The following is an 18136-nucleotide window of genomic DNA, read 5'->3' as shown; positions in this document are numbered from 1 at the left end:
CCCTGCATAACAACAAAATGGCCAAATCTCAAATAACCAAATCTCAAATAATTAAGCGATTTCAACCAGTTCGAGATCGAAGACCAGGTCTTCACCAGCCAGCGGATGGTTAGCATCCAGGGTGATGAATTCGGAACTGATAGCAGCAACTTTTACCTGGAAAACCTGGCCCTGCGGATTGCTCATCTGAAGGTCCATGCCTACAACAGGATTCAGGTCAGCTGGAATATTTTCCTTTGGAAATTCCATGATCATCTCATCGTTTTTGGGGCCATATGCCTGATCAACAGGGATATGAATCGTTTTCTTGTCGCCAACCTTCATATCCAGCACACCATTTTCGAAGCCTTTGATCACCATACCGGCGCCTACTTTGAATTCCAGTGGCGGACGGCCTTCTGAAGAATCAAAGGTGGTTCCGTTGGTCAAACGGCCGTGGTAATGCACCTTCACAGTATCCCCGTTTTTTACAGCTTGCATAAAAATTAATTGTTTAGTGTTAATAATTACGCGCAAGATACTAAAACAGACGGGAATCACCATTTTTTCTGGCGTCCGTACTGGTTTTGATGTATCTTAAAGGCATGAACCGTATACTATTTCTCTGCATCCTCCTATGCGGCCTCTGCACAGGCACGCAGGCGCAATACGCCATCAATGTAATTCCCGGCGCAGCGCAGATATCCCGCTATCTGCCGTTACTGAAAGATAAACGGGTAGCTTTCCTGGTGAATCAGACTGCTACCATCGGGCATACGCATCTGGTAGACTCACTCCTGAAATTACATGTACGTATTCAGAAGATATTCAGCCCTGAGCACGGTTTCCGTGGTAATGCCGATGCCGGTGAAAAGATAGGCAACAGCACTGATCCCAATACCGGCCTGCCTGTAGTATCTCTTTACGGGCAACACAGAAAGGCCACTGCTGCAGATCTGCAGGATGTGGATATCCTCGTATTTGACATTCAGGATGTAGGTACCCGCTTCTATACCTATATCTCCTCCCTGCAGGAGCTCATGGAAGCAGCTGCAGAAAATCACAAACCCCTGCTGATACTGGACCGTCCCAATCCCAACGGCGACTACGTGGACGGGCCCATACTGGATACCACCTACCGCTCCTTTGTAGGGATGCAGCCCATCCCGGTCGTACATGGTATGACGGTAGGCGAATACGCGCAGCTGCTTAACGGCGAGCGCTGGCTCAGCAAAGGATTACAATGCGATATCACGGTTATCACCTGCAAAAATTACGACCATCACACCTGGTATCAGCTGCCGGTACGTCCTTCTCCTAACCTGCCCAATATGGCGGCTATCAACCTGTATCCGTCCACCTGCTTTTTTGAAGGCACCGTGATAAGCCTGGGAAGAGGCACCAGCAAGCCTTTCCAGCTGTTTGGCTCACCGGCCTTCCCGAAGCAAGGTTTTTCCTTTACGCCCCGCAGCGTACCCGGCGCCAAAAATCCGCCGCTGAAAGATCAACTGTGCTATGGCTTCGACCTTAGCAATGCGCCGGAATCCACGCCGGCAAAGGGCCGCCGTATGGAGATCAAATGGCTGATGCAGGCATATCAGTTATACCCTCAGAAAGATAAATTCTTCAATAACTTCTTCAATAAACTCGCAGGCAATGCACAGCTGCAACAACAGATAAAGAACGGGCTGTCTGAACAGGAAATACGCGCAAGCTGGGAACCGGGGCTGACAAGGTTTAAAGCCATCCGCGCAAAATACCTGCTGTATTAAGCGGCGCTTCGCGTAAATTTGCATCCTATGAGTAAAGAGCTTCGCATTGTTTTTATGGGTACGCCAGATTTTGCAGTGGCGTCCCTGGATATATTGGTACAGCACGGTTTTAATATCGTTGCTGTAATAACAGCACCTGACAAGCCCGCTGGCAGAGGTTTACAGGTGCAGGAAAGCGCCGTGAAAAAATATGCGGTAAGCAAAGACCTCCCGGTACTGCAACCCGAGAAATTAAAAAATCCTGCCTTCCTGGAAGAACTACGTGCACTCCGCGCAGACCTGCAGGTGGTAGTAGCATTCCGTATGCTGCCGGAAATAGTATGGAACATGCCACCGGAAGGCACCATCAACGTACATGCCTCTCTGTTACCCAACTACAGAGGCGCAGCGCCCATCAACTGGGCTATCATCAACGGAGAAAAAAATTCCGGCGTAACCACCTTTAAACTGCAGCATGAAATTGATACCGGCGACGTACTTTTCAGCGATACCGTTGCCATCCGTGAAGATGAAACCGCCGGCGAACTGCACGATGACCTCATGCATACCGGCGCTACCCTGCTGCTGAAAACGGTACAGGCCATCGCTGCCGGTACCGCCAAAGGCACGCCACAAGCCGATATCCCGGCAGCAGACGTAAAACATGCTCCGAAAATTTTTAAAGAAACCTGCGAAATCAACTGGCAACATCCGCTCGACAATATCTACAACCTCGTTCGCGGCCTCAGCCCCTATCCCACCGCCTGGACTACGCTGCAGGGAAAAAACCTGAAGATTTTCAAGGCGCGCAAAGAACACACTACACCCTCCAAAACACCCGGTGATTTTGACACAGACCAGAAATCATACCTTAAAATAGCCGCACCCGACGGCTACCTCTACCTGGAGGAAATACAACTGGAGGGCAAGAAGAAAATGGAGATAGAGGCGTTTTTGAGAGGTTACCGGTTTTGAGATAATTACGAATTGCGAATTGCGAATTACGAATGTAAGCCGAAGATAAAAGCAAAGACCGAAGCAATACTTAAAAGTATGTCGCTTCGGTCTTTGCTTTTATCTTCGGCTTACATTCGTAATTCGCAATTCGTAATTCGCAATTCCTGCCTATTACATTTCGTAATTCAGCTCACAATAAAACCTTGTTTCACTGCTACCAAGAGCTTGCATGGCACTGTCGCTCAGCTTCACGATGAGGCCGGCGTTGGCTTTCATCTGCGGGATAACGTCAAGAACTTTGGCGTATACAGATTTACCGTTGAGCGGATTGGTGACTTTGATGATGGTACCACGTGGTGCGGTATTGTGCAGTGCGTAGTATTTTCCGACAGCATTGCTTTTAAACCAGGTGCCGGGGCCTTTTTCAGAGGTGGCATTTTTACCGCCTTTAGTCTGTTGTTCGTAGAGCTGTTCGAAGTCGGTACTGGTTGCTACTGGTGCGGGTTTAGCCGGTGGCGGTGGAGTTGAAGAAGTAGGTTCTGCGGTTTCAACCGGACGTTGCTCTGCTTCTTTCTTCACTTCTTTCTTAGGCGCTTCGATCTCCTTTTTAGGTGTTTCCGTTACCGGGGCAGGCATTTCTTTAGGTTCGTTCTTCACTACTTCTGTACGCGGTGGTACCGCTGCCGTGGCGCCACCATTGGCTTTCAGATAGCCTACAATGATATAGCTGTCTTTTTTAAGACCATCGCCCTGGAAGTTATTCCATTGTCTGATATTGTCCAGCGGTACTTTGTTGAAGTTAACGCTGATACGATATAAAGTTTCTTTCTCAGCTACTTTGTGATATACAGGCGTTCCGGCTGCTTCTGCCTTCTGGGAGAAGTTGGAGGCAGTGAGAGGAATATGCAGTGTATTACCCAGCTGCAACCCCTTATCCATACTTACCTTGTTGGCGGCGGCAATTTCTTTCGGCGGCAGACCATAAGCGCGGCTCAGGCTATAAAAATTTTCTCCCTTTTTAACGGTGTGGGTTATATAGAGAGCCGGTGAGGTTCCCTGTACCTGCAGCGTGTCCTGCGCTTTTACCACTCCTGCACTTAAACCAAACAAGGCAATTGATAGAATCGATTTTACCATACTAACTCTGTTTATTATAGTTTTTACTTTTTGGGATCCGGTTACCCGAACTCAGTTGACAACCAAAAAAATTACTGTCCGGATAATACATTTTCGGGCAACGAATATATGTGTTAAAATTGACAAATTTATTTCATAAAACAAACGAAAAACACAGGCATTTTGTTGTGGAGCCCATCGGTGACGGGTTGCTGTCAACTGCTTGCCTGCAGCATGTTTCAAGATATGTGCCAAAGGGAATAAATAGCGGTGGCCAACTTTACAGTCCGGTGATTTCCTTCAGGATGCGCAATTCCTTCGGGTAATAATTATTCATGCGGTTGGGTAATAGTTTTGCCCAGCCCAGGTTCATCTGTCCGTAACGCATCAACGCCCAGCCTTTCACCGTGGTATCAATGCGCGGATCTTCCTTGCGCAGGTATAACAAGGCATCCTTTAACTCCAGGTCTGCTGCAGGTATGGCGTCTGCCAGCAATGTGCTGGCTGCCAGCTGATGATCGGGTATCAGCTCTTTCCTGCTCAGCTGCCCTGCCTTTACACCCGCTTTGCGAATATACAACTGTTGCTGCAACAACGCGATATCTGCTGCCAGTGCCGGTGGTAATATCAGTACATCTTCCTGGTGCAGCATATACCGGTAGCCTTCCGGCAGGTTTACCCAGGCCGCAAGCCGTTCCTGTTCTGCAGCAGCAAGAAATAATGTTTTCTGCTCCTTCTGTTTACGTACAGCCGCTTCCCCGCGCTTGCGGAAACAGGCGATAAAAAAACCTTCTCCCTTCAGCCTGTCAGGATAAAAACGATAGCCGGTACAATTTCGTTTATCCGTTACCGTTGTAACAATATTCCAGTCTTCCGCCAGTGCCAGCGGAATATTTTCCAGTTCAAAATGATCTGCCAGCCAGTCCAGGATCGCTTCATCTTCTGCTGCAGAGAAGGAACACGTTGAATAAATCAGTACGCCGTTTTCTTTCAGCGATGGTAATATATCAGCCAGAATACGCTGCTGTCGCTGGCTGCAGAGGAGTACATTTTCAGGAGACCATTCTGTTACCAGTTCAGGATCACGGCGGAAAAGTCCGGAACCGGAGCAGGGAGCATCTACCACCACGAGATCAAAATACCCTGGCAGCCTGGAAAAATCACGCGGATCATTATTGCTGACTACTACATTGGCAGCGCCCCATCTGGTGAGATTGTCTGCCAGCAGCGCCGCACGCGGCTTAATCACTTCATTGGCCACCAGCAGGCTGTCCGGACTTATCAGCGATTGCAGCAGTGTGGATTTGCCTCCGGGCGCCGCACACAGATCCAGTACACGCAGCGGCGACGACAGATCAACGGTAGCGCGTACCGCCTGTTCCAGGAACATCGAAGATGCTTCCTGGACATAGTAGGCGCCTGCATGAAAAAACGGATCAAAAGTAAAGGAAGGTCTTTCCGGCAGATAACAGCCTTCTGTACTCCATGGCACTTTACTCACACCTGCGGGAGACAAGGATTGCAGCACCGCTTCACGTTGTACGGCAGTATGCAGTTTAAGCGGATTTAATCGCAGGGAAGTAATCTTCTCCGCCGCAGTATGCACCGCTTCAAATGATGCCCGGTTGAAGCCGGGAAGACCGGCTAACGAATCAACAAGTGCAGATGGTAATGGATTTGACAATGGTCTTTTTTCCGGCAAAACTAAAGAAAAGCTGCAAGCTTTCAGCAGCCGGTCTTTAACTAACTGCTGAAGGCTGCAGACGGTCAGCTGACCGTTTTAATTTCTGCCGCCAGTTGCTGAAGTACCTGTTTGGCATCTCCAAACAACATGGAAGTTTTTGGTTGAAAAAACAAATCGTTTTCAATGCCTGCATATCCTGGTTTCATGCTGCGTTTGTTTACAATCACCAGTTTGGCATTTTCCACTTCCAGTATGGGCATTCCGTATATCGGACTTGCAGGATCATTTTTAGCGGCAGGGTTCACAACATCATTGGCGCCGAGTACCAGCACCGCATCTGTGGCAGGCAGTTCTGCGTTGGCGTCTTCCATCTCCAGCAGTTTCTCATACGGCACATCAGCTTCTGCCAGCAGCACGTTCATATGTCCGGGCATACGTCCGGCTACCGGATGTATGGCATATTTCACTTCCACTCCTTTTTCTTCCAGCAGTTTCTCCAGTTCATGACAGGCATGCTGGGCCTGTGCCACCGCGAGGCCGTAGCCCGGTACAATTATGACCTTATTGGCATATGCCAGTACAACGGCGGCATCGGAAAGGCTGATTTCCTTGTACGCTCCCTGTTCCTTTCCTCCTGCGGCAACTGCTTTTGTTCCGCCGAAAGAGCCTATCAGCACATTTTTCAGCGATCTGTTCATCGCCTTGCACATCAGGATGGTGAGGATGGTACCTGCGGAGCCTACGAGGATACCGCCGGTGAGCATTACCGGATTATCATAGAGAAATCCGCCGCAGGCCGCCGCCACGCCGGTAAAGGAGTTCAGCAGGGATATTACGACCGGCATATCCGCGCCACCGATAGGCAATACGAAGAGGATGCCATATAGCAAGGAACAGAGTAATACCAGGTAGAATAAAACCTGTAGTCCGGCCAGTGCGCTGTGCCCGTCCACGGCGGTGGCCATCACTTTCTCGTTTATCTGTAAAATCAGGACCACAGCACCGATCAGCACTACTGCCATCACCACCAGGTTCAGGATATGCTGTCCTTTGAAAGAGAAGTCTTTTATGCTGCCGTTGAGTTTTCCCCATGCGATGACGCTGCCGGCAAAAGATACTGCCCCGATGATGAGCCCGAGCAGGATAATCAGCAGGGAGCCTCTGAGGTCCGTATTAAGATTCAGTGCCAGCGTGTCTGCCAGTTCACTGATGCGTGATTCCAGGAGTTGTTGCAGTAATTTGTCGGACGACTGGCCGACGGTGATTTGTCCGCCGGCGCCGCGGTGAATCAGGTGATTGAATTCCACCACGGAAATAAGTGCTGCGCAGGCGCCGCCCATACCGTTGAACATGCTCACCATTTCAGGCATGGCGGTCATCTTTACCTTTCTGGCAGACATTACGCCGATAACGCCGCCGATAATCAGGGCGGCTGTAATCCAGCCGTAGTTATGCAGGTGTTCACCGTTAGAAGTATACAGGAAGATGGTGCCGAGGATGGCGAGGGTCATGCCGGCAGCCGCCACCAGATTGCCTTTACGGGCAGTATCCGGCTTGCTGAGCATTTTCAGACCCAGAATAAAAGTAACAGAGCCGATCAGATAGATCAGAGATAGTATGCTGGAACCCATAATTATAGCGCTTTAACCATTATTTCTTTTTTCCCCTGAACATTTCCAGCATACGGTCCGTTACTACAAAACCGCCTACCACATTGATTGTACCGAGAATTACGGCCAGGAATCCGAGTATGAGTGCCAGGTAATTATCTGTTTCCGCCTTGCCCATGACAATGATAGCGCCGATGATGACCACCCCGTGAATGGCGTTGGCGCCACTCATCAGCGGGGTATGCAGTACAGAGGGCACGCGGGAAATGACTTCCACGCCCAGGAATATGGATAGGATAACGATATAGATTAGCTCGATATGCTGATGCAGAAAAGATAGAATATGTTCCATGCTTACGGTTTTATGATTAGTCGGGTATAACGTGGCTGCACGTGGTCCGGCTGCTAGATTGCACTGGCAGCGGGCATCAGGCTCTTCACTCGTTCATTGACGATTTCACCGTTGTGGGTGATGCAGGCGCCTTTCACAATATCATCTTCAAAGTTCAGGTCGAGGCCGCCTTCTTTTGTTAATATCAGTTTCAGGAAATTGAACACATTCTTTGCATAGAGCTTGCTGGCGTCGGCAGGCATGGCTGCGGGGAGGTTGGAATTACCGATGATCGTTACGCCTTTGTAGTGCACGGTTTCATTATTTTTCGTAACGCTGGTATTACCGCCGGTGGCAGCTGCGAGGTCTACAATCACGGAGCCGTGGCGCATCTGGTCCAGCATAGGCTGTGTAACCAGCACAGGCGCGGGTTTTCCGGGTATCTGGGCGGTAGTGATGACGATATCTGCCCTGGCGATGCTTTCGCCGATTTTCTTTTGTTGCTGCTGCTGATAGGATTCGCTTTGTTCCACGGCGTAGCCACCTGCAGCAGAGGCGTCTGCGGCGCCTTCCACTTCCACGAATTTTGCGCCGAGGCTCATTACTTCTTCCTTTACGGCGGGGCGTGTGTCAAACACTTCCACTACGGCGCCGAGGCGGCGTGCGGTAGCGATAGCCTGCAGCCCGGCTACGCCGGCCCCCAGTATGAGTACTTTGGCCGGAGCTATGCTGCCGGCGGCCGTCATAAACATGGGCAGGTAACGGGAATAGCTATACGCCGCGAGGAGTACGGCTTTATACCCGGCGATATTGGCCTGTGAACTGAGCACATCCATTGATTGGGCGCGCGTGGTGCGCGGGATGGTATCCAGACTGAACGTGGTCAGGTTCCGGGAAGCCCAGTAGCTTACTTCAGCGGAATGATAAAGTGGTTGTAATACGCCGATGATGATTTTTCCGGGAGCCAGCTGGCTGGCAACCTCCCTGGAAGGCGGCTGCAGGGTAAAGATGACATCTGCCTGTGCTAAAATTTCACCTGCAGTTTTAATCTGTGCGCCTGATTGCATATAGGCGTCATCGTTATAAAAGGATGCGTCGCCGGCGCCCTGCTCCACCCACACGGTTACCGACATCTGCTGCAGCTGTTTCACTACTTCTGGGGTGAGGGATACCCTGGTTTCGCTGTTTTTTTCTTTCAGAATTCCTGCAATCATCTGGTGGAAGATTTATATCGGAATTTAAAGAAAAAACAGCAACAATTATAAATTTTTACACATTAATTTTTCTTCAGTGATGCCGCCAATGTGGCTGCATGTTGCAGCAGTCCGGGGATAGCAACGCCCTGGAGATAGTTCCCGCTGAGGTGCAGGCCCGGATATTTTTCTTCAAAGGCTTTGGCGGCGGCACGCAACTTTGCATGACCGATATTCAGCTGGGGGATGGCTTTATCCCAATAGCCAAAATGTTGCATGACCGGGGCCGCAGTAATACCCAGCAGGCTGCTTACTTCCCTCAGTACATGCTGTTTCAGCTGCTCAGCGCCCGGCTGGTCAAAGTAGTGTTCCTGCCTGGCCCCGCCGATAAATACCGTGAGCAGCGTTTTTCCTTCCGGCGCCTTGTCGGGGAAAATAGCGGAATTGCAGATAGCGCCCAGGAAATGAAGACCTTCCGCATGGGGAACCAGGAAGCCGAAACCGTCTATCGGACTGGATATATCAGCAGTATTGAAGCCCAGATGCATAACGCCCATACGCGGATACACAATATCCTGTAAAAGGGCAGCAGTAGCGGCATCCAGCGTTGCTATCTGATCGGCGGCCGTATAGGCAGGCCCCGTAAATATTACCTGTTGTGCAGTGAGTGTACCGGCGGTTCCTTTCTCTTCATAAGCTACCTCATAGCTGTCGCCTTTACGGGTAACGGTTTTCACGTTGCATCCGAAACGCACCGGCGTCTGCAGCAATTCCTGCAAACGGATGACAAGCACTTCGTTGCCACCTTTGAAGCTGATGATTTTCCTGCCGGCCATCACCTCCTTCTCCTTCATGAGCCCTTTGGTAACACTTCCGTACTCCCGCTCCCAGCGCGGCAATGCCGGCAATACTTCTCCAACGCTCATCAGATCGGGATTACCGGCATAGATACCGGATAATACCGGATCAAATACATATTCTGCTATCTCTTTATTGAATCTTCTGGCTACAAAACTACTGACAGACTCCTCCCCCGCTGCCGGCGCTGGTTTGCGGAAACGTTCGGTGAACAGTTTCCATTTACTGCCGCGGCTCAGGTAAGGAGAACCCATGATTTTAAAGGGGTGCGGAGAAACCGCATGCAACTGGTTATTGCGGACCAGGAAGCGCTTTTTGCCCGCTGCCGCAGCCACCAGTATTTTATCTTCCAGCCCCAGGGATTTGAAAAACGCCAGTACTTCAGGAGTGGCCGCAATGGTATTAGGTCCGGCATCCAGCTCAAACCCACTCTGGTGGAGGGAGCGGATAACACCGCCAGCTGCCGGGGCAGCCTCCGTCAGCACATAAGGTATCTGCAGCTGTTGCAGTTCATAGGCAATGCTCAGACCGGAAATACCGGCTCCGATAATCAGTACTGGTTCCTGTGGCATATGGTGCGTATTAAACAGTAGTTGTTTCCATAATCTGGTTACAGTATTTCACCACTGCCTTCACCCACAGCGGATGGATGTTCAGACAGGGTATCATCGTGTAACTGTCTCCCCCGGCATGCATAAAGCTATGCTTTCCTTCCACGGCAATTTCTTCCAGTGTTTCCAGACAATCAGATACAAATGCGGGGCAAACAATCAGCAGTTTCTTCTTTCCTTCTTTCGGAAGTTGCTCCAAAGTGGCTGCTGTATATGGTTTCAGCCATTCTTCCCGCCCCAGCCTGGACTGAAAGGAAATACCCCATTTATCTTTCGGCAGTCCCAGTTTTGCAGCTACCAGTTCAGAGGTAATGGTTACCTGATGGCGGTAGCAGAACTTATGCGCTTCCGATCTGACATGACAGCAATCATTTACTTTCAGGCAGTGACTGCCGGTAATGTCACCTTTATGGATATGCCTTTCCGGCACGCCATGATAGCTGAACAGGATGTAATCGTAGTCCTGCTGCATGTATGGACGCATACTTTCAGCTACGGCATTGATGTAATCCGGTTCATCATAAAAAGGAGGAATAACGGAGAGTTTGAATGTATACTTTTTCTTCAGATAGATTTCCTTCGCGTATTCGGCTGCCGTTTCGTAGGACGACATGGCATAATGCGGGTACAGCGGCAGGACTATCACTTCTTTCAGGTCTGGATTCTTCCGGAGCAGGTTATTATAGGCCACTTCCGGATGCGGATTGCCATAGCGCATGGCAATCTCCACGGGAATGTCCATATCGTGCTGTACAGCTGTCTGCAGCTGTTTAGTGAGTGCAATAAGCGGAGAGCCTTCTTCCCACCAGATAGATTCGTACGCTTTGGCTGACTGCGCCGCGCGACGGGGAACGATGATCCCTTCTATCAATATCTTACGGAACAACCAGGGATAATCAATTACGCGCTTATCCATCAGAAACTCTATCAGATAACGTTTCACATCCGGAACTGCCGTAGAATCCGGCGAGCCCAGGTTCATCAGAATTATTCCAACATCAGATTTTGAGACCATGTCCTTCTTCATAAATTGCTGCAAAAGTAAATAACAAATACACATAAACTGCTTTTTCAAAACAGCGGAAACGAGGCCCGGAACATGTTAATGTCATGTGTTTGTAATGATTAGCGGTCAACTTTTCGTATATTCGTGTAATACATCCGCTTTCAAACATCCGGTACCCAAAAACTGATAAAAATCATTTTTTCATCGTATTGATTACCAGTAGGAGAAATGACACACTAATGACAGCCTAATCCCGTTTGTTTGCGGCGTATGCAAGTATTTTTGCAGCCGGAAGCTTATACAAAAACATGCAGGTCAGTCATTCAAAAGAAATAGCAAATTTTCATATCGTTGGGATCAACTATAAGAAAACAGACGCTGCTATCAGGGGATTATACGCCATTAATCAGGCCCAATACCAAGAACTCCTGGAGCATGCCAGGACTGTGCAATTAGACGATCTCTTTGTACTCTCCACTTGTAACAGAACGGAAATTTATGGATTCGCTCCCAGCCCACGCGATCTGATGGAACTTCTTTGCCGGAAGTCCCAGGGGACTATGCTGCAGCTGGAAGAAATGGCCTATATCAAATCCGGGGAAGACGCCATCAGGCATCTGTACCAGGTAGGCACCGGTCTTGATTCACAGATCCTCGGCGATTATGAGATCATCGGACAGATACGCAATGCCGCCAAATTTTCCAAAGCGAAGCAATGCCTCGGCGGCTTCCTGGAAAGACTGGTCAACAGCGTATTGCAGGTTTCCAAACTGATTAAAACCGAAACCGGCCTTAGCAAAGGCACCGTATCTGTAGCTTTCGCAACGGTACGTATGCTGGAACGCATCTGCCCGGACATCAGAAATAAAAAGATTGTATTGCTGGGTGTCGGCAAAATAGGCCGTAACACCTGCAAAAACATGATTGAATACCTGGGCGTAAAACAGATTACGCTGATTAACCGTACCATGCAGGTGGCGCAGGACTTCGCAGGCCAGCACGGGCTGCGCTTTGCTCCCATCGAAGATATGGTGCCGGAAATGCGGGCCGCCGATGTGATACTCGTAGCCTCCAACGCGCCACAACCTACCGTACTGGCCCCTCACCTGGCAGACAGCGGCCCTAAACTGGTGATAGACCTGTCCATTCCTTTCAACGTTGCAGCTGCCGTAGGCGAATTGCCGGAAGTATCTCTCGTAAATGTGGATGAACTCTCCAAAGTTCAGGACGAAACCCTGCAGAACAGGCTGGGCGAAGTGCCCAAGGCACTTGGCATCATAGAAGAACACATGGCCGAATTCCTCTACTGGTACAAAATGCGCAAGCATGCCGTAGTACTCAAGGCGGTGAAAGATAAGCTGCATGAAATACACATGCGCGAAATCCAGCAGCAGAAAAACGGCAACGACTATAAAATGGAAGATGTGGAACAGGTATCTTCCCGCATCATACAGAAAATGATCAATCTCATGGCAGGTAAAGTGCGGAAGGAAACGGAAAAGAGTGACCTCTACATCGCTATGATCAACGATATTTTTGAGACTGGAGTTAAGCAGGATTAATACAATGGATAAAATTATCAGGATAGGTACAAGAGAAAGCCAGCTGGCGATGTGGCAGGCGCATCAGGTCAACAGCCTGCTGACCGCACAGGGATACCGCACAGAACTGGTGCCTATCAAAAGCGAAGGCGATATCGACCTGGTAACGCCGCTATACGAAATAGGTGTACAGGGCATCTTCACCAAAAGCCTGGACCTCGCATTACTCAACAACCGTATTGATATTGCCGTACATTCCTTTAAAGATGTACCCACACAACTTCCCCGGCAAATAGTACATGCAGCTATACTGGAACGCGGTCCTGTAAAGGATCTGCTGGTATATAAAAATGATACTTCCTTCCTGGAACAGCCTGGATATATTGCCAGTATCGCTACCAGCAGCGTACGCCGGAAAGCCCAGTGGCTCCGCCGGTATCCGCAACACCAGCTACATAACCTGCGCGGCAACGTAAATACACGCCTGCAGAAACTCGCTGCCGAAAACTGGGACGGCGCCATCTTTGCCGTAGCCGGCCTGGAACGGATCAACGTACGCCCGGCCAATTCCATTGACCTGGACTGGATGCTGCCCGCACCCGCACAGGGCGCTGTGGTAGCCGTTTGCAGGGAAGATGATACCTGCTGTCTGGAAGCATGCGCTGCTTTTCACCATAAGGAAACAGCCCTCACCACACATATTGAACGCGAATTCCTGCGCACCCTGATGGGCGGATGTACCACTCCCATCAGCGCGTATGCATACATAAAAGATAATACTGTACACTTCAGCGGAGAACTCTGCAGCCTTGACGGATCACAGTTCTTCAGCACCTCCCGCGAAACAGCCGCCGAAAACGCTGCCGGAATCGGGAAAGCCGCCGCCGAAGAGATCATGGCGCAGGGCGGCGCTGAAATTGTAGCCCAGATAAGAAATGCAACCTTATAAATACCGCATATTATGCACCAGGCCATTAACAGACAGCACTATCGCTGCTGCTGGTGAAAACGGTATTCTCATTGATGTACAGGAATTCATCCGGATAAAACCACTGCTGCTACCGGCACTCGCCAACGTTTCCGGCTTACAGCAGGTATTCGGGGATAACAGGCCCTGCATATTCACCAGCGCACATGCCGTGCAGATACTTGATGACTTTTATCTGCAACCAGCACGCTTCACCATCCGTAATCCGGTATGCTGTATTTCCGGCAACACCCGTAAAACAGTAACCACCCGGTTCCCGGACTGCCCGGTAATAGCGGATGCCGCTTATGGTAAAGATCTCGCAGCCGCCATCATCCGGACAGGCCATATACGCGAAGTGAATTTCTTCTGCGGCAACCAACGAAGGGATGAACTGCCGGAGATGCTGCAGCAGGCAGGCATACAGGTAAATGAAATGGTGATCTACGAAAATGTGCCCACACCGGCAGTCACCGCTGAAAAGTATGATGGTATCCTGTTTTTCAGCCCCAGCGCGGTAAAAAGTTTCTTTTCCGCCAACACACTACCTCCGGAAACCGTTTGCTTCGCTATCGGCAGCACTACTGCCGCAGCGCTGAAAAGCCATACTGACAACAACATTATTATGAGCCATGATACCATGGAAGTTTCCATGGTACAAACAGCCATATATTATTTTAACAACAATAACTGCTACGAATGAGCGCATTGAAGAATGATTTACTGCTGAAAGCCCTCAGAGGCGAAACTGTTTCCCGCACACCAGTATGGATGATGCGTCAGGCAGGCCGCTATTTACCGGATTATATTAAACTGCGTGATAAATATAGTTTCTTTGAACGTTGTGAAAACCCGGAACTCGCTACCGAAATCACCGTTATGCCGGTAGACCAGGTAGGGGTAGATGCAGCCATCATCTTCTCTGACATCCTCGTAGTGCCACAGGCCATGGGTATGGAAGTACAGCTGATCGAAAAAGTAGGCCCGCTGTTACCGCAACCCGTTAAAGGCGCAGAAGATCTGAAACGTTTATGCGTTCCCGATGTACACGAAAGACTGCACTACGTTTTTGATGCGCTGAAGCTGACGAAGCAGACCCTCGCCGGCCGCGTGCCGCTGATCGGCTTTGCCGGCGCTCCCTGGACATTGCTTTGCTATATGGTTCAGGGTAAAGGCTCCAAAACCTTCGATGAAGCCAAAGGCTTCTGCTACCAGCAACCCGAAGTGGCGCATCAGCTGCTCCAGATGATCACCGATACTACTATTGCATATCTGAAAGCTCAGGTGGCCGCCGGTGCGGACACCGTACAGGTATTCGATTCATGGGGCGGACTCCTCAGCCCGCAGGACTTTGAAGTCTTCTCCCTCCGCTATATCCGCCAGATCGTAGCTGCGATGAAGGATGTTTGTCCGACGATCGTATTTGCCAAAGGCGCATGGTTTGCGCTGGAAGACATGGCCGCCACCGGCGCGCATGGCCTGGGTATCGACTGGTGCATTAAACCGGAACTGGCCCGCCAGTTTGCCGGCAGTAACATTACCCTCCAGGGTAATTTCGATCCGGCTAAACTGCTGTCTCCTGTCCCTGAAATTGAGAAAGCCGTGAAAGCCATGCTGAAAGGCTTTGGCCGTGAGCGTTACATTGCCAACCTGGGCCATGGTATTCTGCCCAATATACCGGTAGACCATGCCAGGGCATTCGTAGAAACGGTAAAAGCACACGGATAGCCGCTGTCGTTAACTCACCTTAACGGCTAAACGCTAAAAAACAAGATCATGATTAAAGAGCAATTCATATCATTCATACATGGCCTGCAGGATGAAATCTGCAGCGCCCTGGAAAAGATAGACGGCAAGGCGGTTTTCCGCGAAGATCTCTGGGAGCGTCCCGGAGGCGGTGGCGGTAAATCCCGTGTCATCGCCGACGGTAACGTATTCGAGAAAGGCGGCGTCAGCACCTCTATCGTTCACGGCGTACTGCCGGAAGCCATGGCACAGCAGTTCGGCGTTACCAACAGCCAGTTCATGGCCTGCGGTATCTCCCTGGTGATTCATCCGTTGAATCCCTTTGTACCTACCGTACACGCCAACTTCCGCTACTTTGAATTATATGATGAGCAGGGCAGTCTGAAAGACAGCTGGTTCGGCGGTGGCGCCGACCTCACGCCCTACTACCTCGAAGAAGAAGATGGCCGCCACTTTCACCGTACCTTCAAGGAAGCCTGCGACCCCTTCGGCCCCGAGCTGTATCCCCGCTACAAACAACACTGCGACGAATACTTCATCAATAAACACCGCAATAACGAAGCCCGCGGCATCGGCGGCATCTTCTACGACTACCTGCGTCCGGATGCCCATAAAACCGCGGAGACATTACTCGCTTTTTCCACCTCCAACGGTAACGCTTTCCTGAAAGCCTACCTGCCCATCGTGGAAAAAACCAAAGACCTCCCCTACACCGATGCCCACAGAAGCTGGCAGGCGTATAGGCGTGGCCGTTATGTGGAATTCAATCTCATCCACGACCGGGGCACCCTCTTCGGCCTGAAAACAAACGGCCGCACGGAGTCCATCCTCATGAGCCTCCCGCCCGTTGCCCGCTGGGAATACGACTTTCACCCCCAACCGGGAAGCAGGGAGGAGGAGTTGGTGGAGTATCTGAAACCCCGTGTGTGGATTTGATTATTTGTTTATTTGTTTATTTGAGATTTGATTGAAGCAAAGGGATTAGAGCGTAGGACGTGATTATTTAATTATTTGATTATTTGATTATTTGAGATTTATTTGATTGAAGCGAAGAGATTAGAGAGAGAAATAGCAAATCAGTTTATTCATTTTATAATAGAAGAATATTTTTTTGTTCATTTTTGGATGAAGGTAACAGAGGCCAATTAGATGATTGTTATTCGATACATTTGAATATGTCATTTTGTTAACCTCATGAAATGAACAAACAGCAGTTAAAAGACAGAACAAAGCGATTTCATATCAGTATCATTAAACTCTGTGAAATGCTACCCCGTAATATGGCTGCTTTTCAGATAGCCAAACAGTTAATACGCAGCGCAGGCAGCGTAGGAGCTAATTACAGGGCTGCATGTCATGCTAAATCACCAGCAGATTTTGTTTATAAAATCAAAGTGATATTAGAAGAAGCAGACGAATCAATGTACTGGCTGGAGATTTTGAAAGATGCAAATCTTGTCCCGGGAAACACCATTGAAGATATATTAAAAGAATCAAAGGAACTTGTTCTTATCTTCAGTTCCACCTGTAAAACAGCCAGAGACAACTTGCTGAAACAAAATCTCAAATAACTAAATAAAAAAATAATAAGGCGGTACGGAAGATGCAGACGAATCAATGTACTGGCTGGAGATTTTGAAAGATGCAAATCTTGTCCCGGGAAACACCATTGAAGATATATTAAAAAGAATCAAAGGAACTTGTTCTTATCTTCAGTGCCACCTGTAAAACAGCCAGGGACAACTTGCTGAAACAAAATCTCAAATAACTAAATAAAAAAATAATAAAATGGTCAGAAGGAACAGAATCTTGAGAGTCTCCCCCGCCATTCGTGCAATGGTGGCTGAAACAATATTGACGCCCAGCGATTTTATCGCGCCGTTGTTCGTGACAGAAGGAGAAAATGTGAAGGAAGAAATCAGCTCCATGCCCGGATATTTCAGGCATTCCCTGGATCTCACGATCAGGGAGGCGAAGGAATTGTGGAGCCTGGGTATCAGAAGTGTATTGCTGTTCGTAAAGGCGCCTGACAGTGTAAAAGATAATAAAGGTACTGAAGCGGTGAATCCGGACGGGCTGATGCAGCGTGCTATCCGTGGTATCAAAAATGCGATACCTGAGATGGTGGTGATGACTGACGTAGCGCTGGATCCTTACTCTTCCTACGGCCATGATGGTATTGTGGAAGGTACGGAGATAGTAAATGATCCGACAGTGGAAGTGCTGGCACGGATGAGTCTCAGTCATGCGCAGGCCGGAGCTGACTTTGTAGCGCCCAGCGACATGATGGATGGCCGCATACTGGCTATCCGCAATATCCTGGAAGCTAACGGCTTCGATAAAACAGGCATCATGTCTTACAGCGCCAAGTATGCTTCCTGCTTTTACGGTCCGTTCCGTGATGCGCTGGATTCTGCTCCCGGCTTCGGAGATAAGAAAACCTACCAGATGGATTATGCCAACTCCCGTGAAGCTATCAAGGAAACACTGATGGACATTGAAGAAGGAGCAGATATAGTGATGGTAAAACCCGCAATGGCCTACCTGGATATTATGCGCATCCTCAAAGATCGTACAACCGTTCCCGTAAGCGCCTACCATGTGAGCGGCGAATACGCAATGATTAAGGCTGCCGCACAGATGGGCTGGCTCAACGAGGAAAAAGCCATCCTGGAAAGCATGACCAGCATTAAACGTGCGGGCGCTGACCTGATTGCGACCTACTTCGCAAAAGATGCCGTGAAATTGCTGAATGCATAATTCAGTAACTTGCACCCTCAGTATTA

At 49.5% G+C, this 18136-nt stretch carries 17 protein-coding genes; 9 read left to right on the top strand and 8 right to left on the bottom strand.

Features of this window, described 5'->3' with window-relative positions:
- Nucleotides 1-51: 51 nt before the first annotated feature.
- Nucleotides 52-480 carry an FKBP-type peptidyl-prolyl cis-trans isomerase gene (locus GWG06_RS14255; protein WP_127035995.1) on the bottom strand — a complete coding sequence of 143 codons (429 nt, stop codon included), beginning with the start codon at nt 478-480 and terminating at the stop codon, nt 52-54.
- Between the two features lie 104 nt (nt 481-584).
- On the opposite strand from GWG06_RS14255, the gene GWG06_RS14250 reads away from it, so the two are divergent.
- Entirely contained in the window at nt 585-1751 is a 1167-nt protein-coding gene (locus GWG06_RS14250; RefSeq protein ID WP_160713950.1) for an exo-beta-N-acetylmuramidase NamZ family protein, read from the top strand.
- A gap of 27 nt (nt 1752-1778) precedes the next feature.
- Nucleotides 1779-2705 (top strand): methionyl-tRNA formyltransferase, encoded by a 927-nt coding sequence (gene fmt / locus GWG06_RS14245; protein ID WP_235938345.1) that lies wholly within the window; start codon nt 1779-1781, stop codon nt 2703-2705.
- 153 nt (nt 2706-2858) lie between these two features.
- On the opposite strand, the gene GWG06_RS14240 is transcribed toward fmt, so the two are convergent.
- From GWG06_RS14240 to hemH, 7 genes are all read right to left on the bottom strand, one after another.
- Entirely contained in the window at nt 2859-3824 is a 966-nt protein-coding gene (locus tag GWG06_RS14240) for a LysM peptidoglycan-binding domain-containing protein (protein WP_160713948.1), read from the bottom strand.
- A gap of 259 nt (nt 3825-4083) precedes the next feature.
- On the bottom strand, nt 4084-5487 hold the full coding sequence (locus GWG06_RS14235; RefSeq protein WP_160713946.1) for a methyltransferase RsmF C-terminal domain-like protein: 1404 nt from the start codon (nt 5485-5487) through the stop codon (nt 4084-4086).
- 83 nt (nt 5488-5570) lie between these two features.
- Nucleotides 5571-7118 (bottom strand): NAD(P)(+) transhydrogenase (Re/Si-specific) subunit beta, encoded by a 1548-nt coding sequence (locus GWG06_RS14230; RefSeq protein WP_160713944.1) that lies wholly within the window; start codon nt 7116-7118, stop codon nt 5571-5573.
- A 19-nt stretch (nt 7119-7137) separates the two neighbouring features.
- Complete coding sequence (locus GWG06_RS14225) at nt 7138-7449, bottom strand: NAD(P) transhydrogenase subunit alpha part 2 (protein WP_127035986.1); 312 nt, start codon at nt 7447-7449, stop codon at nt 7138-7140.
- 53 nt (nt 7450-7502) lie between these two features.
- Nucleotides 7503-8642, bottom strand: a complete 1140-nt coding sequence (locus GWG06_RS14220) for a Re/Si-specific NAD(P)(+) transhydrogenase subunit alpha (RefSeq protein WP_160713942.1) — start codon at nt 8640-8642, stop codon at nt 7503-7505.
- Nucleotides 8643-8704: 62 nt separating this feature from the next.
- On the bottom strand, nt 8705-10051 hold the full coding sequence (gene hemG / locus GWG06_RS14215) for a protoporphyrinogen oxidase (protein ID WP_160713940.1): 1347 nt from the start codon (nt 10049-10051) through the stop codon (nt 8705-8707).
- A 10-nt stretch (nt 10052-10061) separates the two neighbouring features.
- A complete protein-coding gene (hemH, locus tag GWG06_RS14210) occupies nt 10062-11105 on the bottom strand; it encodes a ferrochelatase (RefSeq protein WP_160713938.1) in 1044 nt (347 codons plus the stop codon).
- Nucleotides 11106-11404: 299 nt separating this feature from the next.
- Here hemH and hemA point away from each other — a divergent pair, with 299 nt between their 5' ends.
- The 7 genes from hemA (at nt 11405) to hemB (ending at nt 18110) form a co-directional block, all read left to right on the top strand.
- On the top strand, nt 11405-12658 hold the full coding sequence (hemA, locus tag GWG06_RS14205) for a glutamyl-tRNA reductase (protein WP_127035980.1): 1254 nt from the start codon (nt 11405-11407) through the stop codon (nt 12656-12658).
- A 4-nt stretch (nt 12659-12662) separates the two neighbouring features.
- Nucleotides 12663-13586, top strand: coding sequence for a hydroxymethylbilane synthase (gene hemC, locus GWG06_RS14200; RefSeq protein WP_160713936.1), 924 nt, complete (start codon nt 12663-12665; stop codon nt 13584-13586).
- The gene (locus tag GWG06_RS14195) at nt 13573-14307 is read left to right on the top strand and encodes a uroporphyrinogen-III synthase (RefSeq protein WP_160713934.1); all 735 of its coding nucleotides are present in this window, start codon (nt 13573-13575) and stop codon (nt 14305-14307) included. The genes hemC and GWG06_RS14195 overlap by 14 nt, the downstream gene beginning before the upstream one ends.
- Nucleotides 14304-15332, top strand: a complete 1029-nt coding sequence (hemE, locus tag GWG06_RS14190) for a uroporphyrinogen decarboxylase (RefSeq protein ID WP_160713932.1) — start codon at nt 14304-14306, stop codon at nt 15330-15332. Before GWG06_RS14195 ends, hemE begins: the two co-directional genes overlap by 4 nt.
- A 48-nt stretch (nt 15333-15380) precedes the next feature.
- Nucleotides 15381-16286 (top strand): oxygen-dependent coproporphyrinogen oxidase, encoded by a 906-nt coding sequence (gene hemF / locus GWG06_RS14185; RefSeq protein WP_235938343.1) that lies wholly within the window; start codon nt 15381-15383, stop codon nt 16284-16286.
- A gap of 263 nt (nt 16287-16549) precedes the next feature.
- Nucleotides 16550-16921, top strand: coding sequence for a four helix bundle protein (locus GWG06_RS14180; RefSeq protein WP_160713930.1), 372 nt, complete (start codon nt 16550-16552; stop codon nt 16919-16921).
- 217 nt (nt 16922-17138) lie between these two features.
- Nucleotides 17139-18110, top strand: coding sequence for a porphobilinogen synthase (gene hemB / locus GWG06_RS14175; protein ID WP_127035970.1), 972 nt, complete (start codon nt 17139-17141; stop codon nt 18108-18110).
- Nucleotides 18111-18136 lie beyond the last annotated feature (26 nt).

The organism is Chitinophaga solisilvae (genome assembly GCF_009928525.1).
GTDB classification, from domain to species: Bacteria; Bacteroidota; Bacteroidia; order Chitinophagales; family Chitinophagaceae; genus Chitinophaga; species Chitinophaga solisilvae.
The sequence above is the reverse complement of the archived record's forward strand: the minus strand, read 5'-3'. Positions and strand labels throughout refer to the sequence as shown.